We start from the raw sequence: 25901 nt of genomic DNA on the forward strand, positions 1-25901 counted from the left end.
GTCCAGATCAATTTGAGAGGAATAGCCAATTGGCTAATGTAGCTTAACTAGGTGTCCGTTTTTACTTGACCACGTCACTACAGCCAAGCCAATCCCAGGCGGTCACAATCCAGCTCAGCGGTGTTAATTTCGCTCTCCCCGGCAGCTTGAGCCTAATCGGCATCGCCACTTCGCAAACCAATCCGGAAGTAGCGGACCAAGATAAAGCTTCCATCCTAATCACTCGGACCCAAGGCGTTGCGGCCCGTCTCAATCCTCAGTCAATCAACCTCTCCGGCCCGGGGCCGGCAACCTTCTTGCTCTTGGTGGAAAACACCGGCAACGTGGAAGGCACCTACTCGGCGACCATTACTTCGACCAGCGCCAATGTCACGGCCAATTTGATTGGGTTGGATGGCCAACCGAGCCAACAGATTCCCAGGTTTATTTTGCCGGCGAAATCCACCGGCCTGCTTACTTTGCAGGCCAATCAAAGCACGGTTGGCGATGGCAATGTAGCGGTGGAAATCATGTGCGTGAACACAACTGGAATTACCGCGACGGTGACGGCTCTGATTCAACGTGCCTCTGTAATGGTACCCGAACCTCCCGCCTTTATGCTGCTGCTATTAATGTTGTTCATCTTGGGAATCTTCGGTATCTTCTATCGGTGTGTCAGGTCAGGGTCAAACACCGGATAAGCAAAAAGCCCAGTGAAATGCTGGGCTTTACGCGTCCCCTCACTTGATTTCTACGTGGATATCCGCTTACCCACGTAGACCTTAAGCGTTGCCCGGGTTTGAGACGCTTACCGATCTGGTTGCGGTTCCATTGCCGCAGCGCTTTGACGCTGACATTAAATCGTTGAGCGATCTCAGAAAGTAAATCTCCTTCGCGGGCGCGGTAACTGAAGGAACTGTCTTTGACCCGGCCGCCACACTGGATGCTTTGCTGGCCAGCGGCTTTTACGCTTGCCACTCTTAACTTCGACGCGCTAGCGGCTGGGACAAGCGCTGACACAGCCCCCCAAATTCGTCATCGCTCTCGGTGGGGGCGAAAGATTTTTCGCCCCTACAAACGCCCTGGCAGGGGCACAAAAGCGCTGTGAGAATGTCGTATAATTATTCTTTCAAGCAAACTTGAAGAGCGTCTATCATGCCCCTGGCCCAGGAAGACATCGACCAGATCCGCCGCTTGATCCGCGAGGAAGTGGAATCCCACCTGCCTGGCGGGCTGGTGCGTTATGATCTGGAACTGCGTGAGCGTATGGTGCGGGTAGAAGAAGAACTCAGGCACCAACGCGAGTTGATGGAACAGGGTTTCCATCTGATGGAGAAACGCTTCGAACAAATCGACAAGCGCTTCGAGCAGGTGGACAGGCGCTTCGAGGAAATGCGCGGGGATATGAATCAGAGATTCGAGGCCCTGACCACCCGCATCGACCGCTTCATGCGCTGGTCCTTCGCCCTCACCCTCACCGTCGGCGGCCTGGTGGTGGCCGCGATCAAATATCTGCCCTGATCCCCCGCCTTTCTCCCTTACTTGATTGCTACGTGGAAATCCGCTTACCCACATAGACCTTCAAGCGTTGACCGGGTTTGAGGTACTTGCCGATCTGGTTGCGGTTCCATTGCCGCAGTGCTTTGACGCTGACGTTGAAGCGTTGGGCAATGCGGGAAAGGGAATCCCCCTTGCGGACTTTGTAATGGACAGTGCGCATTTTTCGGCGTGGTTTTTTGAGCCGCTTTCCGCCTTTGATAATTAATCGCTGCCCTGGCCTTAATACAGCCCTGGTACTCAAGCCATTCCAACGCGCCAATTGCCGGAGGCCGACCCGATAGCGGCGGGCTATTTTCCACAGGCTGTCGCCGCGCCGTACTTTGTAAACTATGCGGTTTTCCTGAGCTCGCAGCACCGGTGCCACCCGTTTAAGGCTGGCCAGTGAATAGGGAAGCTTGCCTGTTCTGGCGACAGGAATAATCAAAGTTTCCCCGGGATGAATAAGATTCCCCCGGACATGATTAACTTGACGGATAATTTGCACTGGCGTGTGATAACGTTTGGCAATCCAGCTTAAGGATTCTCCCCGTTTTACTTTGTGGCGCCGCCATTGAATCCTTTGATTTTCCGGGAGTTCGGCCAACTTTTCCTGAAATAATTCGACTTTTTCCATGGGCAGAACTAGCCGATGCGGTCCTTCCGGCGCCGTTGCCCAACGTTTGAACCCTGGATTTAGGCGATACAGTTCTTCCACCGGCATTTCCGCCAGCTTAGCCGCCAGGATCAAATCCAACTGTGATCCCACCTGCACCTCGGTATATAAAGGGTGATTTGGGATAGGTTCTAAGGCGATTTTGTATTCTTTGGCGTGGGCGAACAAATGGGCCACTGCCAATAACTTGGGAACATAGGCACGGGTTTCCCGCGGCAGGCGCAAATGCCAAAAATCGGTGGGCCGATGCAGGCGGCGGTTACGGCGAATGGCCCGCTTTACCGCACCTTCTCCGGCGTTATAGGCCGCCAAGGCAAGGAGCCAATCACTATCGAAATCCTTTTGCAATTTATCCAGGTAATTGATGGCAGCTCGAGTGGAAGCGTGCACATCCCGGCGCAGGTCAATCCACCAATTTTGTTCCAACCCGTAAATCCTTCCGGTAGAAGGAATGAACTGCCATAGCCCCGCCGCCCGTTGATGGGAATAGGCGCTGGGCCGGAAAGCGCTCTCCACCACCGGCAGCAACGCTAACTCTCCTGGCAGCCCGGCGCGTTCGATTTCTTCCACAATAGTGTACAAATAGGGTTTGGCCCGTGATTGTACCCGTTTGATATAGGAAGGATGGGCGAGATACCAACGCAGCTCTCGTTGCACTCTAGGATGCTTACTTGGTGGCAAGCGGTAAAGCGCGAACAATCGATCCCATAAATTGTCTATCTCCGGAGCTTTTAGTGGATCAGACGGGGCTTTGGTTGCTTTTTCCTCTTTCCCGATCTGCGGAGTATCGAGCTTTTCAGTAGAGACAGTGGGTTCGGGAGCAGGATAAGAAGCAGGTGGAAAATCTAGTGCTACCGGTTTTGCTGGCTGCTGGCTGCAAGCAACTACCAGCAGCGACGAAAAAGTCACTACAGCAAGGTGGTAGAATCGATTCATTGGCGAATATCCCCCAATTTGACGGCAATTGTTCTTAACTATTAGTTATTATAGGGTAACAGCAAGGTATTTGATTGCACGTGTTTTCTTTTTCTAACAAAAATGCGAACTCCTTCACGCGGCAAACGCTGTGCCAATGGTACCAAACTGCCCTTGGACGTAAACTGCGGCGTTTGGAAGCAGACTACTTAAGGCAATCAGTTTTGGTCCCCTATTCCTTCCGCATTGTGCAATTAGGCTACCTGGGATGGGAGAAACAATACCTCGATAGCGGCTATCTGCCCCATTTTCAAGTCATTGACGATAACCCGCAGCTCAAGCCCCAAGCACCTCTCGTCATCGGCCATTTGGATTCTTTGCCCATCGCTTCTGAAAGCGTCGATTTAATGATCCTGCCCCATACTTTTGAATATGTGGCGGATCAACATCAGTTACTCCGTGAAGTCGAAAGAATTTTAAAACCAGAGGGACAATTACTCATCTTGGGTTTCTATCCCTGGAGTTTCTACCGCCTCTACCGCTGGATTCCCGGCAAACGGCAATATGCTCCCTTGGGTGGAAGATTGATTGGTCATAACAAACTACTGGATTGGCTCAATCTCCTGAACTTCACCGGGGAACTCAATGCCAGCTTTGACTTCCACAACCTGCGTTATCCTTATCGATCTGGCTTTTGCCAAGGGCGATGCACCGCGTTATGGTCAGTCGCCTATGCGGTCCGAGCTATCAAACGCACCTATCACGTCATTCCACTTAAAACGGTGCCTCAACCCAATCTGGAGTGGGCGCCGGGCATGGTGGAACCCACTATTCAAAGAAAAAATGACCAATAAAAAAGAAGAGATTGTTGAAATCTTTACCGACGGCGCATGCCGCGGCAATCCCGGGCCTGGCGGATGGGGGGCTATTTTGCGCTTTCGGGGGAAGGAAAAAGAACTCTTCGGCGGTGAGCTTGAAACCACCAACAACCGCATGGAGCTGATGGCCGCCATCCAAGCCCTGGAAGCATTAAAGCGCCCTTGTAAAGTAAGAATCAGCACGGATTCTCAGTATCTGATGAAAGGCATCACCGAATGGATGGAGAACTGGATCAAGCGGGACTGGAAAACTTCCGCCAACAAACCAGTCAAAAATATCGACTTGTGGCAGCGTCTCAATCAAGCATTAAGCAAACACCAAGTAGAATGGGAGTGGGTGCGCGGCCACAGCGGACACCCGGAAAACGAACGGGCTGATCAATTGGCCAATAAAGCCATAGATGAGATGTTACAATCCAACCAGCAATAGATAAACATACCTAATCAATTTCCGAACGCTTAATATTTTGGTGTGCCGGTCTTCCTTCTGTGGGTGTTGGTGGCCAGGTCGGCCACCATCAAGCCCTCAGGGATGCGTTTATGGCGTCCCCCAGAAGGAAGACCGGAACACCTCGATTACCAAAAGTTCGTAAGAAATAACTGTAAAACCATGCGTCAAATTGTTCTCGATACCGAAACCACCGGTTTAGATCCCCAAGAAGGTCACCGGATTATTGAAATCGGCTGCGTGGAGCTGATTGACAGAAGAATCACCGACCGCCGCTATCATATTTACCTTAATCCGGACCGTGATATTGACGAAGGCGCGGTTGAAGTCCATGGCATCGACAGTAATTTTCTGGCGGACAAACCCAGGTTTGCTGACATTGCCGATGAATTCATCGCATTTGTCAAAGATAGTGAACTTGTCATCCATAACGCGCCTTTCGATGTGGGCTTTATCAATGCTGAATTATCGCTGTTAGGTCCCCACTATGGGCATCTTGAGGACTATTGCACCGTTCTAGACACCTTGGTACTGGCCAAACGCAAGCATCCCGGACAACGCAACAGCCTGGATGCTTTGTGCAAGCGTTATCAAATTGATAACAGCCGCCGTAACCTGCATGGCGCCTTGCTGGACGCGGAAATCCTGGCAGCCGTATATTTGGCAATGACCGGCGGGCAAATTTCGTTACTGCTTGATGAGCAGGCAAACCAGAATAATACCGACACTAAACCTGATCATTCCCCTACCCGTCGCCGGCAAAGGCCGTTAAAGGTGATACGCTGCCAAGAACAAGAGTTACAAAGGCATCAGCAGCGCTTGCAGGCAATTGAACAAGCCAGCGGCGGAAACTGTCTTTGGCTGCACGAAGATTAGTACTTGATGTTTCACGTTATACTCAATGCACTTAAATCTTTTTTGGACTAGCTCAAAACCACACTTTACGATATGCTATTTGCTTTCCAGGAGAGGTGGCTGAGCGGTTGAAAGCACCGGTCTTGAAAACCGGCGAGGGGAGACCCTCCGTGGGTTCGAATCCCACCCTCTCCGCCAGTTTCTCCAAAACAAATAGCCTAGCTTGGCACATTCCTTTATGATTAAAGTACTCCTTGCTGACGATCACGAATTAGTTCGAAGCGGCATTGAACAACTGCTCAATGCTGACCAAGAAATCGACGTGGTGGGTGTAGCCTCTACCGGAGAGGAAGCGCTCAACAAAGTCGAAGACACTAAACCGGACATCGCAGTCATCGATGTGAACATGCCGGGCATGGGGGGGCTGGAGACTTGCCACAAACTCCAACGCAAGCACCCGGAAATCAGACTCATTGCCATTAGTGTCTACAATGATGGACCCTTTCCCCGTCAGCTTCTGGATGCGGGCGTGGCTGGCTACATCTCTAAAAACTGCCCCACCGATGAAATGATCCATGCAATCAAGGCCGTTTACAGCGGTGAACGCTATCTCAGCGGCGATGTGGCCCGCAATATTGCGCTCGGCAGCGCTAAAAATGGCAAGTCTTTATTTGACGCGCTTTCGTCCCGGGAAATGGAAGTCACGATGCTGACCTTGCAAGGAAAATCGATTCAAGAAATCGCGGAAATCCTGTCCTTAAGCCCTAAGACAGTTTGTACCTACCGATATCGCATTTTTGAAAAGCTAGGGATTAAAAACGACGTTGAATTGACCCGCCTGGCAAGCAAATATGGGTTAATGTGATCCCTTTCCGCGAAAGCAGTCGTTTTCAGGTAAAAAAACTATATAATACCCGTCCAAGCCTCGGTGGTGGAATTGGTAGACACACGGGACTTAAAATCCCGAGGGGGAAACCCCGTGACGGTTCGAGTCCGTCCCGAGGCACCATCTCTCCGCAACCCTTAAGTCACAAGGTGGGCTTATGACCCTTCAAGCAAAAGACATCATGGAACCACGGGTGGTATCCGTGCCGCCAGATATGACGCTGGATCAATTTGAAGAATTTCTCACCATCCAAGGCGTTGATGGTGTTCCCGTTCAGGACGGCAAGGGGGAGGTCATTGGGATTGCCTCAAAAACCGATGTCATCCGGGCACTGCGCTTCCAAAAGCGCGAACCCTTTGAGCAACTTACCGGCCAAAACATTACCGTCGCCGATATTATGACCAATGACGTTATTTTTGTGCCCCCGGATCTTTCTGCCAGAGAAGTGGCGGAAGTTATGATCGAAGAAGGTATTCATCGGGTGCTGGTGGGGGATAAACATCACGTCCGCGGAATCATCACTGCATTTGACTTATTAGGGTTAGTGCGGTAACAGGTTAATTTTCCAGCACCAGTCCCAGCGGATTTTGGGGATCCACCCCCGGCATGAATGGAATGCGGCGGTCCTGATGGGTGAATTGATAAACCAATCCCAGCCAATTATTGAAGACTGCCTTGGCGGTATCGCGCCAGGTATTGTCCAGCAAAGGAATTAACCTCTGCTCGGGGAAATCCGCCGGTGGGCGGCCGCTGCGTTTAGCGCTTTCGATTTCCAACCGGTATGCCTGCAGAAGTTCCTGGGCTTTAGGGGCAAAGTAGTTTTCAGGAAACGGCGGATAATCCTCCCTTTCCCCAAAGTAGAACCTTAGAATCTCCCGCTTGTACTCTTTCATCAAGCTGATGGTGTCGTACTCTGGATGCCCCTGGAAATACACCACCCGCAGCAAATCCTGACTGACCGCCAGATGAACTCCAGCCACCTCGCTTTCCACCAAAACCTTCAACCCTTTCCGCTTTAAATCCTTGGCAAATAACTCATTGTAACGGGAATGGGGCACATCAAAGCGGGTATTAATATCCGCCACCAGCGGATGCCTTGGCTCTACCACGCGATGGGGATACACTCCCCAGCGCTTTTCGGGCAGACGGGTTCGCTGAATCCCGTGACAATACTGCACCAAAGCATGGGTCGCCAGACAAGAACAAAGAATGGAAGTCACATTCTGCTTGGCCCAATCGAATACTTGAGTCAAAGGCTCCCAGAACGGCTCCTGGGCAATATTGGGGTGGGTCACATTGGCGCCGCTGACGATCAATGCATCCAGTCCTTCTTCACGAATCTTGTCAAAAGGCTCGTAAAAACGCTCGATATGCGCTCTGGCTTCCGGACTTCTTTCCAGGCCCTCAATGGTAAAGGGATGCACATAAAACTGAACAATTTGATTACACGCCCCCAGCAGACGGAAAAACTGGCGCTCGGTAGCCTCCAGAGCTTTATCCGGCATCATGTTAAGCAAACCGATATGGAGCTCACGAATATCCTGATGGCGGGCATAGTCCGGGGGCAAAATCTTTTGCCCTTCGTGTCGAAGGCGTTCAAAACTAGGCAGTGGCGTATGGGCAACTAGCGGCATCGTCTAATCTCTCACCCGGTTTTCCTGGCAGATTCCTGTGAGGCGATGGCATCGGCCACCAATTCCAGAAAATCCTGCTCGTCCCGAAGCCTGTTGATTTCTCCGGCATCCACTGTATAACCGTATTGATCGGCTATCCGTTGATAACGCGGCAACCGTGAACGTAGCAATCGCGGAAAGACCCACGTGACAAATTCATCGGGAGGAATTTGTTCCGGCGAGGCATACCCTTTTTCTTGCATGAAAATCGGCAATTGCTCGTCTAAAAATTCCTCCCGGTAATATAAGGGCTTGGGAATTTGTTTGGCCCGCTCAATCAAGGTCTGCTCCAACTCCGGCGTGGTTTTGATATAGATAATCAAAGTATGCCTGGCCAGTGTTTCCAGCACCTTGGGCTCATCCAGCTCGCAGACACTGCCACCGGCATCATTGAGGAAATGCTTGTAGCCATAAATATCTTCCGCCTTTTCAATAAAGGCCGGAATATCGAGCATGGCGGCAATTTCCGCCTGCCGGTGCAAGGCCTGGCGGCGCTTGAATTCCTTCAGCGGCAATCCTCCCCGATTGGGATCGCCAATCTTGCCAAGAAAGGTGGCGATGGGAGCGAGATTGTTGACGGTGATATTGCTGCAAATATAAATGGAGTCAGACCGCAGCAAATCCCGCAGAAAAGGCACCTGCATTGCCTGGCGTTTAATGTTGTCCAGAATGGGTTCCTCCAGGTACTTGGTGCCAATCCGGTAATCGCCTGAGTAGTGGAACCATTTATCCTTCGGCAGCTTGTTGGCCAGGGTTGTCTTCCCCACCCCCGACATGCCTAGAAGGGTAAGCCGTTTAGAATCCCATGCCATAAATTCTTTGGGCGACATTTTCATAAACTACAATGGCTCCAAACCTTAATCTCTGATGGAAGTTATAACCCGAATATTGGAGAGGTTAAGCTCTCCTAGGTTCCGCAAAATGAAGCACTCCCGCTCATCATACTTGAGCGCCGCATTAACGGCAAAGCCCCCGAAAGCGCCTGACATAGGCACGCAAATATTGCCGCTCAAACACTTCCGGCAACCATCGCTGCCCGGAAAGCAAATGGCAATATTGGGACCCGATCACATAAACATTGGCGTCAACGGTTTTTCCGCATGCCAAGGTTACCGGCAATATTTGCCGCTCATAAAAATCACTCTCAAAGTCGTCCAACCGCTGCATTGAAAAATCATCCACCCCCCAATAGACCTGGCCATCAACGGCGGAATCGGGCTGAACGCATATCCCGGGAAAAACCCGGCCTTTGACTTTATATCGCCCAAACCCTTTCAGCGTCGCAGGCTGTGCCGGGAAAATCCGCCCTGTCACCACCTTTAGCACCTGGGGAAAAAGCAGCGTTCCATACACAAAAACCACCTGACCGCCCATTTTTGTGCGAAATTTACCACAATATGTCATAATTACGCGACATAGCCTGCTATCTTGTCAAAATCTAAGGAATATTCATGCTGCCTTCGGGTATCAGGATTGGAATCAGCTTTTTTATTGCCAGCCTGCTTTTTGTTGCTTTTGCTTCCAGCGCGGCTGAAATTCATCCCCTGCCCAAATGGCGTGAATTAACCCTGGAACTTTCCCCCGCCATTGTGGTTAAGGCCAAATTAAAAGCTTCTATTGGCAAAGAGGCCCTACCGGAGTTGCTGAATCGTCCCAAGGCCTTGGTTCCAGCAAACGAGAGCCCGCTGTACCACTTGACGGTAGAAACCCGTCTCAAGTGGTTTCTATCCAGTAAAACCTGGTTGGGTAATTTGTGGCTGGAACCCAATATGCAAGCCCTGCAACGCACCCGGATCAAATATGGCAAAAAAGGCAGTTATAAACTTTACCGCTATGCCCAGCACGGCGTTTACCGGATTCGCAAAGAACCCAGAAATAAAGAAAACGCCTTTCAACCCCCGGAAAACTGGCTAAAAAGCAAAGAAAGCTTCTACCCCTTCCCTCCCGGGGTCCGCCAAGAGTGCGGCATAATTACTGATCCTTATAGTATCTTGTTGCTGATCTCCAATGATTTTCCGCCAAAGGGACAATCATCGGCCAGTTTGTGCATGTTCAATAAAAAAAATCTCTATCGGGTCAAGTTTGAGCGCGCTGGCACCCAACCGCTGCAAGTGGATTACGTTATCAAGGGATCCAAGAAAAAACACATCAAAACCACCGTCAAGGCTGAAAAAATTCTAGTTCGGCCATCCGCCTATGAGCCAGGTACTGATGAAGCCTTTGAGTTTTTGGGGATGGAGGGGGAAATTACCCTGCTCCGCGACCCCGACACGCATTATCTACTGCAAGTCATAGGAACTGTCCCGGAATTCGGCCGGGCCAAACTTGGTTTGACCAAAATCAAACTGTTCCATTAGAGCCCTTTTCAACCACCAATGCTTGTAACCGGCGCAACAACCCATCCGGCTCCTTGACTGCCAAAGCCGCTATTTCCCTGGCCCGCTCAGGCGTACTGGCAAAGGCATAAATACGCAGTTGCGGCGCGTTGCCGGAAGGGCGAACATGGGCGATTTCACCATTGGCAAAATAACAACGGATACCGTCCAGCACATTGATTTTGACAATTTCGGCAAAACCTTCCGCCGGCGAAAAAACCGATTCCAGCAAACGCTTCTTCTCCAGCCATGATTTGGCTTGCCCACTTTCCTGAGGCCATACGCCAACTTTCCGATTGTCAGCATCCAGCAGCCTTACCGCGCCATCAACAAATTCCAGGGTTTTGATGCGATCATCCTCAGGCCTGAAAAATTCAACCATCAGGCGGCTGTCCTCCTGCGGGAATTCGTCCAACAAATCCGATTTGCCATAACACGGTGGAAATTCCCGCAGTAATTTGGCTAAGGGTATCTGCCGCTGATTTGCTACCTGCAATACTGTCAACATGGGCAAGGTGGCATCACGAGTAGGCAGCGGTTCGAGCACGCCCTTTTCAAGAGTGATTGCAGAGCCCAACAAAAATCCGCCATTGGCTTCCCAAGCCATCACCCGCTGTTTCCCTTGGCTTTTCAGGGTTTCCATCGCCTCAATAACGTAAGGCGAACCGATCCGGGTCCGTAGCACTGAAATGCCCCGGGTATTAAAAAATTCCTCCAGGGCGGGATTGGCGCTGATGGGCACGGCCACGGCATCGGCTTTGAGGGCATCGGCAACAATAGCGCCCAACAAATCGCCGGGGATAAACTGCAATTTCGTTTCGCCACCGGATTGCTGCAAACCAATCACCAATGGCCGGTCGCTGTCTCCGTCGGTGGAAACAATCGCGTCGAATTGCCCCGATTGTTGGCCAGCCAAATCCGCCAACATCTGTAAATGGTGATCGGAAATCGCCTCGGTATCCAAAGGAATAAATTCCTCACTGCGCCCGGCGCGGACCACCTCGGCGCCGGCATTTTCCAGAATCTGCGGAATCAATTCCCGGCCCACGGCGCTGTACTCAAAAAACAGCACCCTCAAACCCTTTAGGGCATCGGTAGGAAAAACCTTTCGGTAGCGGGATTGAAATACTTCCGCGGCCGATGGATTGGAATCGGGCAATGGGTATTTGAATTGCGGTTTGAACATCCCCTTGGCGTCAAAGAGTGATTGGCCGGCAGGTCGGTTATATTCCTGGTCACGGAAGGCAGAAACCGCCCGGACAATGCCCGCCTCATCGCTTTTCAGCACCTCGCCATCACAACGATTGGCTTTTTGACCATTGCGATCCGCGGGGATATGGCTGCCGGTCACCACGAAGCTGGCCACCCCTTTTTGCAAGGCGTAATACGTCAATGCCGGGGTGGGTATCCGGCCCACATAATCCACTTGGTAACCGGCATCGGCTATCGCTTTGGCCGTCGCTTGCAGCAACCGCTCCGTGGAAGGACGCAAATCCCCCGCCAACGGAATGGCAATGGCATCAGCCGACCCTGAATTACAGGTGATCTTCCCGGTCTGCTCAAAATACGCTAATGTGCCCCGTGTCAGACAATAGACTTCGATATCCGTCAGTTCCGTCACCTTGGCCCGCACGCCACTGGTGCCAAAACGCAGCGGCTGGGGGGTGTATTCGAGAATGTCTTTTAATGCGGGTTCCTTACTCACTGGTAACTCCTAATCGATTCGATTGCCTAAAATTTTAGGGATATTCCGGTTATGCCAAGTGGCAAGGCAGAATCTTCACCTTGGCGAACTTGCGCTTACCCACTTGAAAAATATGGGTCTCTTCAGGCGGCAACACAAGCTTGGGATCCGACACCCGCTCCCCGTCAATCCTCACCGCTCCTTGTTTGATCATGCGCAAGGCTTCGGAGGTGCTTTTCACCAATCCGGCATCCTTGAGCAGATTAGCAATGGCATAGCCTTCGGGGTCCGGGGCAGGCAACCGCTGCAAAGGCAGATCTTCCGGCAAGATCCCTTGCTTGAAGCGGGCTTCAAAATTCTCCAGGGCTTTTTGCGCCGCCTCGGCGCCATGAAAGCGGGTCACGATTTCCAAAGCCAGTTTGACCTTATAATCCCGGGGATTGGCGCCTTCCCCGCATGCCTTGCGAAAAGCTTCAACTTCTTCCATGGGACGGAAGCTCAATAGCTCGAAGTAGCGCCACATCAACTCATCGGAAATGGACATGATTTTGCCAAACATTTCATTCGGTGGCTCGGCAATGCCGATATAATTCCCCAGGGATTTTGACATCTTCTGGACGCCGTCGAGCCCTTCCAGAATCGGCAAGGTCATTACCACCTGGGGCTTTTGCCCATGGCTTTCCTGGAGCTGGCGGCCCACCAGCAAATTAAACTTCTGGTCGGTCCCCCCCAATTCCACATCCGCCTTCAGCGCCACCGAATCGTAACCTTGAATCAACGGATACAGAAACTCATGAATGGCAATAGCCTGGCCGCTTTGGTAACGCTTGCTGAAGTCATCCCGTTCCAGCATCCGCGCCACGGTAAACTTGGCCGCCAACTGGATCAAATCCGCCGCGCTCATGGCATTCATCCAGCTGGAATTGAACATGACCAGGGTTCTTTCAGGATCGAGAATTTTATAGATCTGCTCCTCGTAGGTACGGGCGTTTTCAATCACCTCGTCGCGGCTAAGGGGTTTGCGGGTTTGATTTTTTCCGGTGGGGTCGCCAATCATTCCGGTGAAATCACCAATCAAAAAAATTGCCTCGTGCCCCAAATCCTGAAACTGCTTGAGTTTGTTCAGCAATACCGTATGCCCCAAATGCAAATCCGGCGCGGTGGGATCGAAACCGGCTTTCACCCGCAAAGGACGCCCGCTCTCGAGACGCTCCAGCAATTCCTTTTCCAGCAAAATTTCTTCCACGCCGCGTTTTAGCAGCGCCAGGGCCTTTTCAGCTTCGCTCATTCTGTCTCCTTTAACATACCGGCCTGTTACCGCTGCCAACAGAAAGACTGGCAAGACGGATCAGGGTCAATTAAACTTTACAATTCTATCTTTTTTACCCCTGTCTTTGTCACAAAAAATAATAACCGTACGCCTTGTTAAGGACCCGATGAAAAAACTGATTTTAAGCGGCTTGGCTATGATGCTGCTTGGCGGATTGGGCGCGGCCAGTTCGGAAAACTTTTGGGTGGAGAAGCAGGACCGTGCGCTTAAAACCACCCAGAAACCTGCGCCCCTACCGACGCTACCCCAAACCTTGCCAGCAACACCCTCCTCCATCGAGGAAGCAAACGATCAGTGGATTGAACACCAAATCAAAAAAGGGGAATCGTTGGCCGGGATTTTTTCCAAGTATGATTTGGGCGCTGATACGTTAAATGCAATCCTGGAAGACAATGCTTCCCTGCAAAAGCAATTGACCCGGCTCTATCCGGGTAAAACCCTGAAGTTAAGGGTAAACGATCAAGGGGAACTGGAATCTTTGGTCTATCAACAAAGCAAAACCGATACCATCGCTGTCACCAAAACCGTCGATGGTTTCACCAGCCAGCTGGTTTCCCTAGCCCCGGAGCGGGAATTACAGCTTGCCAGCGGCACCATCCAACAGTCTCTCTTTCTGGATGGGAAAGCCGCCGGTCTCAGTGACAAACTAATCCTGGCACTGACGGAAATTTTCGGCTGGGACATTGACTTCGCCCGGGGCCTACAACCGGGAGACCGCTTCACCGTCTTGTATGAAAAACTCTTCATTGATGATGAACCCATTGGCGACGGGGCAATCGTTGCGGCGGAATTCATCAATAATGGACAAACCTACCGGGCCTTGCGCTATACCTTGCCTGATGGCCACACGGATTACTTCACCCCGGATGGCGAGTCCCTGCGCAAGGCTTTTCTGCGCACGCCGGTCAAATCCGCGCGCATCACCTCCCGCTTCAATCTAAAACGCCGCCATCCCGTGCTTCACCGTATCCGCGCCCACAAAGGCGTGGATTATGCCGCGCCTACGGGAACGCCGGTGCGTGCCACCGGCGACGGCAAAATTATCTTCCGTGGCCACAAGGGCGGTTATGGGCGGGTCATCGTTCTCGACCATGGCCAAGGCTACACTACTCTGTACGCCCACCTCAGCCGCTTTTCCAAAAAATTCAAAACCGGCAGCAGGGTCAAGCAAGGGGATGTGATTGGCTTTGTAGGCAAATCCGGGCTGGCTACCGGCCCCCATCTTCACTACGAATTCCGCATTCATGGCCGCCACCGCGACCCTTTAACCGTTCCCCTGCCCGGCTCTCGCCCCATTCCATTACCGCTACTCGCTGGCTTCCAGAACAAGACCGCTCCCCTAGTGGCGGCGCTGGATCAGGCCAGCCCAGTAGCCATCGCCAAGGCCGAAACCCCATCTACGCCTCCGTGACGGACTATTTTATCGGCCTAATGTCCGGCACCAGCCTGGATGGCGTTGATGTTGCCTTAGTCAAATTTGACGCCGGCAACATCCAACTGGCCGGCCGGCATTACCATCCCTATCCACAAGAACTGCAAAACCGCCTTCACCAATACTGTTTTGCTAAAACCATTCCCTTATCCGCCCTGGGCCAATTGGATGCCGAATTGGGAGAACTGTACGGCCATTGCGTGCTTGAACTGCTCAAGCAAACCGGCATCGCCGCCAAAGCCATCATCGCCATCGGCAGTCATGGGCAAACTCTGCATCACAACCCCAATACCCATCATCGCTACACGCTTCAAATCGGCGACCCCAACCGGATAGCCGAAATCACCGGCATTACCACCGTCGCCGATTTCCGCCGCCGAGACATCGCCGCCGGCGGCCAGGGAGCGCCTCTGGTACCGGCCTTTCACCAGGCGATATTTCAATCGGAAGAAGAAAACCGGGCAGTGCTCAACCTTGGCGGCATCGCCAATGTCACCCTCTTGCCCAAAACTGCCAGCGGCCAGCCAGTCACGGGCTTCGATACCGGCCCTGGCAATACCTTGCTCAACGCCTGGATTGCCCGCCATCAGGGCCAGCCTTACGATCGAAATGGCGACTGGGCCCGCTCCGGACAATGCCACAGCGCCCTCCTGGAAACCCTCTTGAACGACCCCTATTTCCACCAGCGCCCCCCTAAAAGCACTGGGCCTGAATACTTTTCCCTATCCTGGCTGGAAAAACACCTGGAATCATTCCCGCCAATCCCGCTCCAAGACATTCAAGCCACCCTTACCCACCTCACCGCAACCAGCATCCGCCAAGGATTTGCATTGACGGGATTTACGCCAAGCAAAATCCTGATCTGCGGCGGCGGCGTTCACAATCAATATTTGGTGGCTTTGATTACAGAACAACTCAACTGCCCCGTATCCAGCACGGAAGAATACGGCACCCCCCCTGACTGGGTGGAAGCCATGGCTTTCGCCTGGCTCGCCAGACAAACCCTGGCAAACCAGCCGGGCAATTTGCCAAGCGTCACCGGCGCCAGGTATCCGGTAGTTTTGGGGGGGATTTATCCGGGCCTTGCTTTTCTCGGCAAATCTTAGATCTTGACAAAGCTCTCTGTATTGCGCTGCCCATCGCCGCCAACACCATCAACACGCCGATGCGGCCCGCAACTTGATCATGTGCGATATTTCCTTGTGGGAAATCGCCATGCTCGTCAAACGAAAACGAATCGAAATCGAGGAAACCCCGGCCAACCTGATCCGGCTGATTCTCAGCGCAAGAAACTACACCCTCGTCCATATCACCCCGGAAATAACCGAACTCTCGGTAAATTTAGATTCAGCAATTAACAGCGATCCGGCGGACAGAATCATCGCGGCAACCTCCATTTTGAATCAGGCGCCTATTGTCACGACCGATAGAAATTTACTGGATAGCCAATTGATTGAGACTATTTGGTGAACCTTAACAGTCTGATTCGCAACATCCCTCCCGCTCACCCATCAGGCAGCTAGCTGTCCAAATTGTTAATCAGCGTATTTCCCACGCCTATTGCATAATCTCTCGGCAGCCTTCACTGTTTCGCCAAGTTCAAATGAATATGAATGAGTATATTCTAACGCTACAGAGGAGGGGGGTTTGCTGAATTAGCGATATTGTTTCGCTGGGAGAGGCACAGCCAGAAAGTGCAACAACTGATGTAATGATGTATTTGTTCATAATTTATTTCTAATGGGTTTTGATTTCCTCTTTATGGTTGTTCAGCAAATCCGATATGCCGCTTTTCGTGAGCAGTTACGAATAACTTTACGTAACGATGAGGAATTGATATCTCAACCTTGAAATTTGTGTCTGTCGCGTTATTCGGGGTCGCAATGAACGTAAAATACGGGCCATTTGGCACAACTTCATGACAATAAATATACTTGCCAATTGGACCTTGACTACTGTAGGGCCTTAGAGCCTCACCAAGATCTTTCCACCCCTCTTCTGTAAGGAGTATCCCGACCACATTTTCGGCTGTCATCCATTCTCTCCAAATATATTGCACCAACGGCTCAGCTCAGGTGTGCTGTTTTTGCGTCGCCTGGAACCGAATGTTATGTTTCTCATACAAAGTTCTTACAGTCCTATTGCCCTCTACAAGCAAAATCCTCTCGAATTTATGTTTCAGTGACAATTGATCTAGAGCCTGCATGTAGGTATTGGCGTCGGCGAGCCTGTAATCATTATATAAGGCCAGCCAAACGGGGCCGTTAAAATCCAGTGAACGACACTTCTCTGTTTTTACAGCAATCCGGTCCGCCAGAATGTGTTTTGCATTAGCTAAAATATCCACATGAGATTTTTGGTTTGTGACCAGACCAACCAACTGCTTTCCTGAAAGTCGATCCGCTGGGATGAGATGGATGGTGATTTGATTCCCCAAAATCTCTTTCTCGACAGTAACGTCCGCCACACCAGTAGTCTCGATAAGCTCAATAATCACCTGGCCGAGTTGAGGTTTTAATCTTCTAGCGCTCGCAATTGGAGCTGATAGAGTCAGATGCACTGTGCGCCCTTTCGGGATTTTTTTACTAAGCTCCCTATTAAGTTCTTCACATAATCGGATGGCTGTAGCGTCTTCAGACAACCGTGGTTTATATCCACCATTCTCATCTGTAACATATTGCGTAAGCCTAGAAATCTCGACAGCAATGGTAGTACCCCTAGCGTACAAATAGGCATCAGGAGGATTCTCGGCAGGCTTCCACTCACCTGAGACAGAGGCGGCTACAGCTTGGATGACAAACTCCTCATCACCTCGTAATTTACTTGTGGCTGTGTTGGACATTTTCCCAGTCATGAAATATAACGACCAAGATCACCTGCCGCTGGAGCGCAGCGGAATGGCGATCAGGTGGAGTGTCTTAATACTTATTCATGACCGCCTCCCCTGATAAATGGGCTTAGTGGACTAGCCACCATCCAAGCTTCAAATGAGGTTTACGATATCAATGCATTAAGCAGAGGAAGCGATCAAATGAGATTTTACACCCAAACCCATCAAGATGTCTGTGGCGTTGATTTGCATAGCAAAACCCTGTACTTATGCATTTTGAATCACTCCGGCGAGATTGTATATGACCCCCGAAAAAATCAAGGCCGGATTTCCCGGCCTTGATTTGTTGCAACATTTTTCGCAGCTGCCGTTTTTCCGCCTGGCGGTTGGCGGAGGGGGATTTTTCATGCACCCCACCTTTGCCCAGGATCGGGGCGCGGGCTTACGCAATCCTTGGCTGTCATTTCGACCGGAGGGAGAAATCTTGACACATCAGCATTCATTTTAGGGCGACTGCAAGATTTCTCGCAAGCTCTCTCACTTCGTTCGAGACAGAGCTCGAAATGACGGTGCGTAATATCAAGATCATCAGCCTTTCACGCACACGACCTGCTTGAGGGTGTGCACCACTTCCACCAGATCCTTCTGGTTTTCCATCACCCGGTCGATATCCTTTTAGACGGCCGGGATTTCATCCACCATACCTTTGTCCTTGCGGCATTCCACGCCGGCGGTCTGGGCTTCCGGATCACGGTGGTTGAAGCGCTTTTTCGCTTCGGTACGGCTCATGCGGCGGCCGGCGCCGTGGGCACCGGCACCCGGCCTTTGTTCAGTTCCATCAAAACAGGCATGATTCGTTCCTCACAATACATAATTCACTTTCCGGGGCACGAAAAAGCCCCGGATAACAAAGTCATTCGGGGCTTGAGCCATGCAACGATGCCGCACCGCCGGACGACGCCAAATGCGCCCCCGGCCAGGCGGGGACGATCAGTCGGGATAATTGCGTTGCATCGTTGTCATGGGGTTTTCCTGTATTTTTTGAATCAAGGCGAGTAGTTTTAACGCCATGCCGAGTCATGTCAATAAAATGCCTGACTGATAGCATAATCAGACAATAAATATAGACAGAGAGCCAGAAGCACCCTGCGGGGCTTTCATTATTATCAAGAAATCATGGACAAGTGCCCATATTTATGACCATTGAAAAAACAATCGCCGAAGCATTCACCCTACCCGGACACATCCGCCACATAGAACCTTTGGGGAAAGGATTAATCAACGATTCTTATCTGGTGACCACGCCAACGGCAAAAGGCGTACTGCAACGGATCAATGCCGATGTCTTTCCCAGTCCCGGGAAAATCATGGCCAATCTGCGCCAAATAACCGATTATTTAGCCCGCCATCGCGACCCGGGCATTCGCTTACCCGGCATTATTCCGGCCAGGGACGGCAAGGATTGGGTGATGGATGAGGCAGGCGGCTACTGGCGCATGCTGGAATATATCGAGGACAGCGAAAACAAAGCCCGGATTGAGAACCTGGCCGAGGCGGAAATATTGGGCGAGAGCTTGGGAAGGCTGCATTGCCTACTAGCGGGTTTGGCGGTTGACAAGTTTCACGTTACTTTACCGGGCTTCCACGTCACCCCGAACTATTTGGCACGGCTTGACCGGGTTTTGGCAACCACCAAATCCCTGCCTGTTGACGTGCAGCCAATAGTGGATTTTATCCAACAACGCCGGGAGCAGGCCCCCATTCTGGAAGACGACAAAAGCACGGGCGAGTTGCCCTTAAGAATCATTCACGGCGATCCCAAGCTGGATAACGTGCTGTTTTCCAAAACCACGGGAGAGCCCATGGCCTGGGTGGATCTGGATACCATCCAGCCTGACTTGGTGCTTTATGATATCGGCGATTGCATCCGCTCCGCTTGCCGCGGTAAAAACGGCCAATTCGATCTGGACACTGCCAGTGCTGTTCTGAAAGGCTGGTTTAGAGAGGCAAAGTTTTTTTTAACCCCCGCCGAGCGCCATCACGTGCCCGATGCCATCGGTCTGCTTCCCTATGAACTGGGCATCCGCTTTCTGACCGATTACCTGGAAGGCAACCGCTACTTCAAAGTCTCCTACCGGGAAGAAAATCTGCACAAGGCGCAAAAACAGTTTGAATTATTGGCGGATATTGAAAAGAAAAGCGCTTCTCTGCAGGAAAGATGGGAAAACATTCAGGCAGAATAAGGATACTCCCGCGAAATTTGGATTCCCGCTAGCGCGGGAATGACGGCGAAGAGGGGGTGGTTGTCACAGGAACGTCAGTAGCAGGAATATCTGCAAACAGGGAGTTTTTAAATTCATTAGACCGCAAATGACGACCCGCACCCACAAGTGGTCTTGGCATTGGGGTTGCGGATGACGAAGCGGGCGCCGGAGACATCGTCTTTGTAGTCGATTTCCGCCCCCTGCAGATATTGGATGCTCATGGAATCGATGAGCACGGTGACGCCGTTTTTCTCGATCACGGTATCGTCTTCGGCGATATCTTCATCAAAAGTAAAACCGTACTGAAAGCCGGAGCAACCGCCGCCGCTGATATAAACCCGAAGCTTCAAATCGGGGTTGCCTTCCTCGGCAATCAGGCTGGCCACTTTCTCCGCCGCACTGTCGGTAAAATTGATGGGGGCTTCGCTTTCGGTAATGGTTTCAGTTGTCGCACTCATGGTTGAATTATCCTCTTTACCCAGTGAAATAGTCAAGAATAGATTACGCTCTTTCCCGGATTGCCCATGCGATTTGTGGAAAACCTTGCCCTTAAGGGTAGAGGGCTACCATTTCCAATCCCATGGTCTCGGGTAATCCAAAGACCAGATTCATGTTTTGCACCGCCTGGCCGGCGGCGCCCTTGACCAGATTATCAATCACCGATAACACCACCACCTTGCCGCTTTCCGGCAGATAATGCACCGCAATCTGGCACCGGTTGGCGCCACGCACGTCACCGGTATCGGGATGACTACCGGATGGCAAGACATCCACAAACGGTTCTTTGGCATAACGGGATTCGAAAAGTTTCTGGAAATCCTGGTTAGAATCGGCGGACCCATATAAAGTGGCATGAATCCCCCGGATCATGGGAACCAGGTGGGGCACAAAGGTAAGCGATACCGGCTTGCCTGAAATACTATTCAACCCTTGGCAGATTTCTGGGTGATGGCGGTGACCAGGCACGGCATAGGCTTTGAAACTCTCGCCAGTCTCGGCCATCAAGGTCGAGAGCTGGGCTTTGCGGCCCGCGCCGGAAACGCCGGATTTACAATCGGCCACCAAGTCCGAACCGTCCACCACGCCACGCTCCAGCAAAGGCAAAAAACCCAATTGCACCGCAGTGGGATAACAACCGGGGCAAGCAATCAAACGGGCCTTGCGGATCTTGTCACGATTCAGCTCTGGCAAGCCATAAACCGCCATTTCCAGCAATTGCGGGCAGGCATGGGGCCGGCCATACCAGGTTTCCCAAAGCTTGGGATCGCGCAGGCGAAAATCCGCCGCCAGGTCAATGACAATAGTCTGCTGTTCGAGCAGCTTTTCCGCAAATTGCATGGCAGTGCCGTTGGGAGTGGCGAAAAAGACAACATCAAACCGGGACAGCGCTTCAACTTCCGGCTCAACAAAATTGAGGTCCACTTTCCCAAGCAAGCTCGGGTAAACGTCCGCTACCGGCTTTCCAGCATCACTGCGGGAAGTGACCATTTCGATGCTGACCTGGGGATGTCCCGCCAAAATTCTAAGCAACTCCACGCCGGTATATCCGGTTCCACCAACAATTGCGGCTGAAATCATTCTTTTATCGCCCTTGAAATTAGTCATATGAATAGGACCAAAATTTTGCAAGTGTTTCGGCATGCGGCTGCCAAATCAAACCTTTATGCTGCGTTGGCTGCACTAATTTCAGGCTTGAAGCAGCACTGCCACGCCTGCGCGAAAATTGGCTTGCCGCCTTGCCTGACACCCTCGGTGCTCGAATCACTTACAAAATTTAGGTAGGAATTATACAACCCTCTACTTTGATATAATGATTGAGCTTTCATTAAGAGCCCATTCTAACCAGACAGAAAGTAAGGGGCTCGCAGAGAAACAGCCATTAACCCCCCATGACCACACCGACGGAAACGCCTGCTTCTTCCCTATTCTCCGCCAGCGTCTGGAAACAGCGGCTGGTGTTTTGGAGCGGGGCGATATTGGTGGGGCTGTTTATCAGCGCTCTCACGTTAGTCAGCGAAAAGGCGGTGGCCGAATTCAGGCAGCTTCACCACTACAACCCGTGGTTGGTGTTTTTGATTTGCCCTTTCGGACTCGCCACAGTGGTCTGGATGACCGAAGGCTTGTTCAGCGGCGCCGAGCGCAGCGGCGTTCCCCAGGTTAAAGCAGCTTTATCGATTCACCACAACCTGGCCCTGCGATCCCGTTTTGTTTCGTTCCGTATCGCTGTTGGCAAGGTCATTCTTACCAATCTCGGGCTATTATCCGGGGCTTCCGCAGGATTAGGCGGGCCCGCCATTCAAATTGGCGCTTCCATTATGACCTCCTTGGGAAAAGCCGCCCGTTTCCCCACCCATTACCTGGAGCGCGGATTTATTTTGGCCGGCAGCGCCGCGGGCTTCGCCGCCCTGTTCAGTGCGCCGCTAACTGGCATTATTTTCGCCATCGAGGAACTGGGACACTCCATGGAGGAAAAAATCGGCAGCCTGGTACTGACCGCCATCATCTTTTCCGGCATGACCGCGTTCGTGGTGCTGGATCACTATGTCTTCCTCGAATCCAGCCAAGCTGTATTGCCCAAAGGCCGCAGCTGGCTAGCAGTGCCGTTGTGTGGCGTTGCCGGTGGCTTGATGGGTGGTCTTTTCAGCACCATTCTTCTGTTTAGCGCTCGCCGGCTGGCGGCCATCTCCTTTCATCAACGTTTATTGCTGGCAATGGCTTGTGGCCTGGGCTTGGCGGCTATTGGCACCTACGCTTCCGGCGCCACTTTTGGCACGGGTTATCCCATGCTGAAGCGCATTCTCACAGACCCTGACAGCATGCCCCTGGACTTTCCCTTTTTGAAAATGCTGGCCACCTATTGGACGGCTTTATGCGGCATTCCCGCCGGTTTATTCGTGCCATCGTTGTCGGTGGGCGCGGGATTGGGCGCCGACCTGCATACCTGGTTGCCACTGGCGCCGGCCCTTACCATGATTTTGCTGACCATGACGGCTTACTTTTCCGGCATGCTGCAAAGTCCGATGACCTCGTTTGTCCTGGTGATGGAAATGACCGATACCCACGAACTGTTACTGCCGCTAATGGCGGCTTCTTTTATTGCCTCGGGAACTTCGCGATTATTCAATCCGCAATCCCTTTACACGGCCTTGACGGAAAGTTACGCCCGCAAGCTGGAACAGGATGAATAAATTCATCGGCATTCTGGTCATTTTCATAGGCATTGCCGTGGGGTTGTGGTGGACACAGCAACCCACCCCGGCGCCGGCACTGGAAATGACCACCATCGAAGGCGAAAAAATCCGGCTGCATGAACTACCCGGGCCGGCGCTGGTGGTTTTTTGGGCTACCGATTGTCCTGCCTGCCTGCGGGAACAGCCCCTGCTGGCTCGGTTACACCGAGATTTTGGCGATCAGGGACTGACAATCTTGGCCATCGCCATGCCCTATGATCCCCCCAACCGGGTAGTTACCTTCGCCAAGCAAGTCAAACCACCCTATCCCATCTTTCTCGATCCCCTGGGAGACATTGCCCGGGCGTTCGGAGACGTGCGACTCGTCCCCACCCAATTTCTCATCGCAGACGGAAAGATTCTGTGGCAAAAAACCGGTGTCTTAGAGGAAACTGAAATCCGCAACAGAATTGAAACGCTACTTCACTCATCGAAACAAGGAGCAGCCTAATGTGGCTCAAAGCTTTCCATATCATTTTCATGGTGACCTGGTTTGCCGGGTTGTTTTACCTGCCCAGGCTGTTTGTCTATCACGCTCAGGCGGAAGACACCATCAGCAAGGAACGCTTCAAGATCATGGAAAGGAAACTGTTTTTCGGCATCATGACCCCGGGGATGGTACTGACCTTTGTCTTTGGCATCTGGATGCTGGCTGACTATGCCTGGAGTTTCTATGGCGAAAGCGGCTGGCTGCACGTCAAACTCCTGTTATTACTGGGGCTGGTGGTCTACCACTTCGCTTGCCTGAAATGGCTGCTGGACTTCAAACACGACCGCAATACCCACAGTCATGTTTTCTACCGCTGGGTCAATGAGATTCCCGCGTTGTTTCTGTTTGCCATTGTGATATTGGCGACGGTAAAGCCGTTTTAAGAACCTGGAGCAAGACACCCGCAAAACCCTGGTGACCGCCTGCGCTTCCGGCTATTATGGGACTCAATAGACGAAATTTGCTGTGCGGTGCCACCGCCAGCAATATCATGAAGTGATAGGAAGAAGTTCCCGAGGCCACCCATGTAGAACAGGAGAAATGTCATGTGCAATCAAGATACAGCCGAACGCATCTTAGAAGTGGTGAAAAACTTGCCTGAACCCGAAGCCCGTAAAGTGCTACGTTTCGCCGAATATCTCAACCGGCCAGTGGCGGAAGATAGGCTGCTGGAAGACTTCATTCTGACATTGACGCCTGTTTCCGCATTTCAGGGAGAACCTGTCGAACTTCAAGAGACAATGCGCCGTGAGTGGGATTGAATGGTTGCTGGACACTAACATCGTCATTGGCCTGCTACAGCGTCATTCCGAGGCTTTGCGGCTGATTCATGACCGGCGCGTTTTGACCGGACGCTGCGCATATAGCGCCGTCACCGCATGGAACTGCTGAGCTTCCCTGCTCTGACCGCAGAAGAGGAGGCGACTATCCACACTTTACTGGCGCGCATGGTCTATCTGTCAGTGACACTGGAGATCGAGGATGTTGCTATCGCGATTCGCCGCCAGCACCGAATCAAACTGCCCGATGCCATCATCGCCGCAACGGCGAAAGTGCATCGCCTAGAACTGCTGACCAACGAAATCCATCCATGAACCACAAAAACCGGATGCAGTTAGCCTCCCAATTCACAGCCATTGCGTTTTGTATTCTGGTAACCGCGAAGGCAGACGGTATTCCCCCATCTTCCAGCAATAGCAAGGCAGCCATTACAACAACACCAAACACGACCCATAGGCCCCATTCGAAGCTTTCAGCCATTCCACCAGGCACGGCCCAGGATTTAGGGCAATACCGCTGCGTGGAACGTATTATTAATGGCGAAAAAAATGTCTGTTGGACGATTACCGACTATAGCCGCTTTAATTATGACCCCTATAATCACCGCATACTCATGTTTGGCGGCGGCCATGCGGCCACCGCCCGAACGGACGTGGATATGCTTGATTTAAAGCGGGATAAGCTGCAATGGCAAAGCCTTTATCCCAGTATGTCTTGCGCGCAAACCTCCGCCCAAAAACTTTCCCCTAAAGGTTATCATTTAACGACCGGCCATCCCGCCGCCCGGCACACTTATGATATGACGGTGATAGCACCGGTCAACGGCATTCCTAATTTAATGATTTTGAGCGCTGCCCCCGGCGCGGGATATTGCCACCGCTACTATACTACCATCCGCGCCGTTGCCCTCCTTCCCTTAGACAACCCCTCTGACAACAAGTGGATTTATGGGAGAGCATTTGAATTTCCCTGGTCAGACTATGCCGCCGCTGAATATGATCCGGTTTCCAGGAGAATCCTAATCATTGGACAAAATAAACATGCAGGCAAAGGCGGTATGTGGGTCTATAACCCAAACACCGACGAAGTAGAAACCTTCGTTCGCGTTGATTATGAATTTTATGATCATAACCTGGTTTACTATCCACCTACCCAAACCCTGTATTTGTTTGAAAGAACAAAAGAAGCTTCTCAGCCCAGCATGGTAAGAAAGCTGATTTTAGACCGCAAACACTGGCAAAAATCAAAAACAATCCTGCTAAAAACCAAAGGACCGGCGCCTGTCGGCGGCAGGGCAGTCGGTTATGCTTACGACCCTCAGCACAGGATTATTGGCGGCGCAGTGCAAAATGGTTATTTTCATAGCTTTGACCCCAGGAATAACACCTGGACCCGGGAAAAAATGAAAGTCGCATCTGAAGAAAAAGACATCCAAATCGGCACGGGGGAATTCCACACCCTGGATTATGATCCCATCAATCAGGTTTTCATTTTTATTGCCCTAGACCCCTCTAAGAACCCACGGCAAAAACGAACTTGGGCGTACAAGCCTGACATCCGATAACCATGCAATAGTATAGTCATATACCATGCTAAATTTAATTTAGCCACACAACATCTGACTCAGGTAATAGTCAATA

General features: G+C 51.7%; 29 protein-coding genes, 2 tRNA genes and 1 pseudogene. 22 read left to right on the plus strand and 10 right to left on the minus strand.

Features of this window, described 5'->3' with window-relative positions; translation table 11 throughout:
- The first annotated feature begins 65 nt into the window (after positions 1-65).
- Complete coding sequence (locus AXA67_02435; protein KXJ42002.1) at positions 66-680, plus strand: hypothetical protein; 615 nt, start codon at positions 66-68, stop codon at positions 678-680.
- A gap of 454 nt (positions 681-1134) precedes the next feature.
- The gene (locus AXA67_02440; protein ID KXJ42003.1) at positions 1135-1500 is read left to right on the plus strand and encodes a hypothetical protein; all 366 of its coding nucleotides are present in this window, start codon (positions 1135-1137) and stop codon (positions 1498-1500) included.
- Between the two features lie 28 nt (positions 1501-1528).
- Here AXA67_02440 and AXA67_02445 read toward each other — a convergent pair whose 3' ends face one another.
- A complete protein-coding gene (locus tag AXA67_02445) occupies positions 1529-2848 on the minus strand; it encodes a hypothetical protein (GenBank protein ID KXJ42004.1) in 1320 nt (439 codons plus the stop codon).
- A 482-nt stretch (positions 2849-3330) separates the two neighbouring features.
- Here AXA67_02445 and AXA67_02450 point away from each other — a divergent pair, with 482 nt between their 5' ends.
- The 7 genes from AXA67_02450 to AXA67_02480 all read left to right on the plus strand — a co-directional run bounded on the left by AXA67_02450 (position 3331) and on the right by AXA67_02480 (position 6726).
- Complete coding sequence (locus tag AXA67_02450; GenBank protein ID KXJ42005.1) at positions 3331-3960, plus strand: hypothetical protein; 630 nt, start codon at positions 3331-3333, stop codon at positions 3958-3960.
- Positions 3950-4414 carry a ribonuclease HI gene (gene rnhA, locus AXA67_02455; GenBank protein KXJ42006.1) on the plus strand — a complete coding sequence of 155 codons (465 nt, stop codon included), beginning with the start codon at positions 3950-3952 and terminating at the stop codon, positions 4412-4414. The genes AXA67_02450 and rnhA overlap by 11 nt, the downstream gene beginning before the upstream one ends.
- Positions 4415-4594: 180 nt before the next feature.
- A complete protein-coding gene (locus tag AXA67_02460) occupies positions 4595-5308 on the plus strand; it encodes a DNA polymerase III subunit epsilon (GenBank protein ID KXJ42007.1) in 714 nt (237 codons plus the stop codon).
- Between the two features lie 89 nt (positions 5309-5397).
- Positions 5398-5485: transfer RNA gene (locus tag AXA67_02465), tRNA-Ser, on the plus strand.
- 40 nt (positions 5486-5525) lie between these two features.
- Positions 5526-6152, plus strand: a complete 627-nt coding sequence (locus AXA67_02470; protein KXJ42008.1) for a two-component system response regulator — start codon at positions 5526-5528, stop codon at positions 6150-6152.
- Positions 6153-6209: 57 nt separating this feature from the next.
- Positions 6210-6296 (plus strand) — tRNA-Leu (locus AXA67_02475).
- A 34-nt stretch (positions 6297-6330) separates the two neighbouring features.
- A complete protein-coding gene (locus AXA67_02480) occupies positions 6331-6726 on the plus strand; it encodes a hypothetical protein (GenBank protein ID KXJ42009.1) in 396 nt (131 codons plus the stop codon).
- 4 nt (positions 6727-6730) lie between these two features.
- On the opposite strand, the gene AXA67_02485 is transcribed toward AXA67_02480, so the two are convergent.
- The 3 genes from AXA67_02485 to AXA67_02495 form a co-directional block, all read right to left on the minus strand.
- Positions 6731-7807: a homoserine O-succinyltransferase gene (locus tag AXA67_02485; protein KXJ42010.1), complete on the minus strand. Its 1077-nt coding sequence runs from the start codon at positions 7805-7807 to the stop codon at positions 6731-6733.
- An 11-nt stretch (positions 7808-7818) separates the two neighbouring features.
- Positions 7819-8682, minus strand: coding sequence for an ATPase (locus AXA67_02490; protein KXJ42011.1), 864 nt, complete (start codon positions 8680-8682; stop codon positions 7819-7821).
- A gap of 121 nt (positions 8683-8803) precedes the next feature.
- Complete coding sequence (locus AXA67_02495) at positions 8804-9220, minus strand: hypothetical protein (GenBank protein KXJ42012.1); 417 nt, start codon at positions 9218-9220, stop codon at positions 8804-8806.
- Positions 9221-9297: 77 nt separating this feature from the next.
- Here AXA67_02495 and AXA67_02500 point away from each other — a divergent pair, with 77 nt between their 5' ends.
- Complete coding sequence (locus AXA67_02500) at positions 9298-10203, plus strand: hypothetical protein (protein ID KXJ42013.1); 906 nt, start codon at positions 9298-9300, stop codon at positions 10201-10203.
- Here AXA67_02500 and AXA67_02505 read toward each other — a convergent pair.
- A complete protein-coding gene (locus AXA67_02505; protein KXJ42014.1) occupies positions 10187-11926 on the minus strand; it encodes a hypothetical protein in 1740 nt (579 codons plus the stop codon). The genes AXA67_02500 and AXA67_02505 overlap by 17 nt on opposite strands.
- 49 nt (positions 11927-11975) lie before the next feature.
- Entirely contained in the window at positions 11976-13193 is a 1218-nt protein-coding gene (locus tag AXA67_02510; protein ID KXJ42015.1) for a tyrosine--tRNA ligase, read from the minus strand.
- A 148-nt stretch (positions 13194-13341) separates the two neighbouring features.
- Here AXA67_02510 and AXA67_02515 point away from each other — a divergent pair, with 148 nt between their 5' ends.
- The 3 genes from AXA67_02515 to AXA67_02525 all read left to right on the plus strand — a co-directional run bounded on the left by AXA67_02515 (position 13342) and on the right by AXA67_02525 (position 16137).
- Positions 13342-14646, plus strand: coding sequence for a hypothetical protein (locus tag AXA67_02515; protein KXJ42016.1), 1305 nt, complete (start codon positions 13342-13344; stop codon positions 14644-14646).
- A 20-nt stretch (positions 14647-14666) separates the two neighbouring features.
- Positions 14667-15773 (plus strand): anhydro-N-acetylmuramic acid kinase, encoded by a 1107-nt coding sequence (locus tag AXA67_02520; protein KXJ42061.1) that lies wholly within the window; start codon positions 14667-14669, stop codon positions 15771-15773.
- 79 nt (positions 15774-15852) lie between these two features.
- Entirely contained in the window at positions 15853-16137 is a 285-nt protein-coding gene (locus AXA67_02525; GenBank protein KXJ42017.1) for a hypothetical protein, read from the plus strand.
- A gap of 289 nt (positions 16138-16426) precedes the next feature.
- Here AXA67_02525 and AXA67_02530 read toward each other — a convergent pair whose 3' ends face one another.
- Together AXA67_02530 and AXA67_02535 are read right to left on the minus strand one after the other, a co-directional pair.
- Entirely contained in the window at positions 16427-16702 is a 276-nt protein-coding gene (locus AXA67_02530; protein ID KXJ42018.1) for a hypothetical protein, read from the minus strand.
- Between the two features lie 36 nt (positions 16703-16738).
- Positions 16739-17521, minus strand: coding sequence for a hypothetical protein (locus AXA67_02535; GenBank protein ID KXJ42019.1), 783 nt, complete (start codon positions 17519-17521; stop codon positions 16739-16741).
- 277 nt (positions 17522-17798) lie between these two features.
- Between AXA67_02535 and AXA67_02540 the strand changes: the two genes are divergently transcribed.
- The 3 genes from AXA67_02540 to AXA67_02550 all read left to right on the plus strand — a co-directional run bounded on the left by AXA67_02540 (position 17799) and on the right by AXA67_02550 (position 19740).
- Positions 17799-18005 carry a hypothetical protein gene (locus AXA67_02540; protein KXJ42020.1) on the plus strand — a complete coding sequence of 69 codons (207 nt, stop codon included), beginning with the start codon at positions 17799-17801 and terminating at the stop codon, positions 18003-18005.
- A gap of 113 nt (positions 18006-18118) precedes the next feature.
- Positions 18119-18556 carry a hypothetical protein gene (locus tag AXA67_02545; GenBank protein ID KXJ42021.1) on the plus strand — a complete coding sequence of 146 codons (438 nt, stop codon included), beginning with the start codon at positions 18119-18121 and terminating at the stop codon, positions 18554-18556.
- Between the two features lie 137 nt (positions 18557-18693).
- Positions 18694-19740 (plus strand): hypothetical protein, encoded by a 1047-nt coding sequence (locus AXA67_02550; protein KXJ42022.1) that lies wholly within the window; start codon positions 18694-18696, stop codon positions 19738-19740.
- Positions 19741-19856: 116 nt separating this feature from the next.
- On the opposite strand, the gene AXA67_02555 is transcribed toward AXA67_02550, so the two are convergent.
- Both AXA67_02555 and AXA67_02560 read right to left on the minus strand, forming a co-directional pair.
- Positions 19857-20219, minus strand: coding sequence for an iron-sulfur cluster insertion protein ErpA (locus AXA67_02555; protein KXJ42023.1), 363 nt, complete (start codon positions 20217-20219; stop codon positions 19857-19859).
- A 91-nt stretch (positions 20220-20310) separates the two neighbouring features.
- Positions 20311-21339 (minus strand): N-acetyl-gamma-glutamyl-phosphate reductase, encoded by a 1029-nt coding sequence (locus tag AXA67_02560; protein ID KXJ42062.1) that lies wholly within the window; start codon positions 21337-21339, stop codon positions 20311-20313.
- Positions 21340-21650: 311 nt separating this feature from the next.
- Between AXA67_02560 and AXA67_02565 the strand changes: the two genes are divergently transcribed.
- The 6 genes and pseudogenes from AXA67_02565 to AXA67_02590 all read left to right on the plus strand — a co-directional run bounded on the left by AXA67_02565 (position 21651) and on the right by AXA67_02590 (position 25825).
- Positions 21651-22949 carry a hypothetical protein gene (locus AXA67_02565; protein ID KXJ42024.1) on the plus strand — a complete coding sequence of 433 codons (1299 nt, stop codon included), beginning with the start codon at positions 21651-21653 and terminating at the stop codon, positions 22947-22949.
- On the plus strand, positions 22942-23442 hold the full coding sequence (locus tag AXA67_02570) for a hypothetical protein (protein ID KXJ42025.1): 501 nt from the start codon (positions 22942-22944) through the stop codon (positions 23440-23442). The genes AXA67_02565 and AXA67_02570 overlap by 8 nt, the downstream gene beginning before the upstream one ends.
- On the plus strand, positions 23442-23864 hold the full coding sequence (locus AXA67_02575) for a hypothetical protein (GenBank protein KXJ42026.1): 423 nt from the start codon (positions 23442-23444) through the stop codon (positions 23862-23864). Before AXA67_02570 ends, AXA67_02575 begins: the two co-directional genes overlap by 1 nt.
- A 162-nt stretch (positions 23865-24026) precedes the next feature.
- Positions 24027-24242, plus strand: coding sequence for a hypothetical protein (locus tag AXA67_02580; protein KXJ42027.1), 216 nt, complete (start codon positions 24027-24029; stop codon positions 24240-24242).
- Positions 24229-24575: pseudogene (locus AXA67_02585) on the plus strand (DNA-binding protein). The gene AXA67_02580 and the pseudogene AXA67_02585 overlap by 14 nt, the downstream one beginning before the upstream one ends.
- The gene (locus tag AXA67_02590; protein KXJ42028.1) at positions 24572-25825 is read left to right on the plus strand and encodes a hypothetical protein; all 1254 of its coding nucleotides are present in this window, start codon (positions 24572-24574) and stop codon (positions 25823-25825) included. The pseudogene AXA67_02585 and the gene AXA67_02590 overlap by 4 nt, the downstream one beginning before the upstream one ends.
- The last annotated feature ends 76 nt before the right edge of the window (positions 25826-25901 follow it).

Origin of the sequence: Methylothermaceae bacteria B42, assembly GCA_001566965.1 — a bacterium.
Lineage (GTDB): Bacteria > Pseudomonadota > Gammaproteobacteria > Methylococcales > Methylothermaceae > Methylohalobius.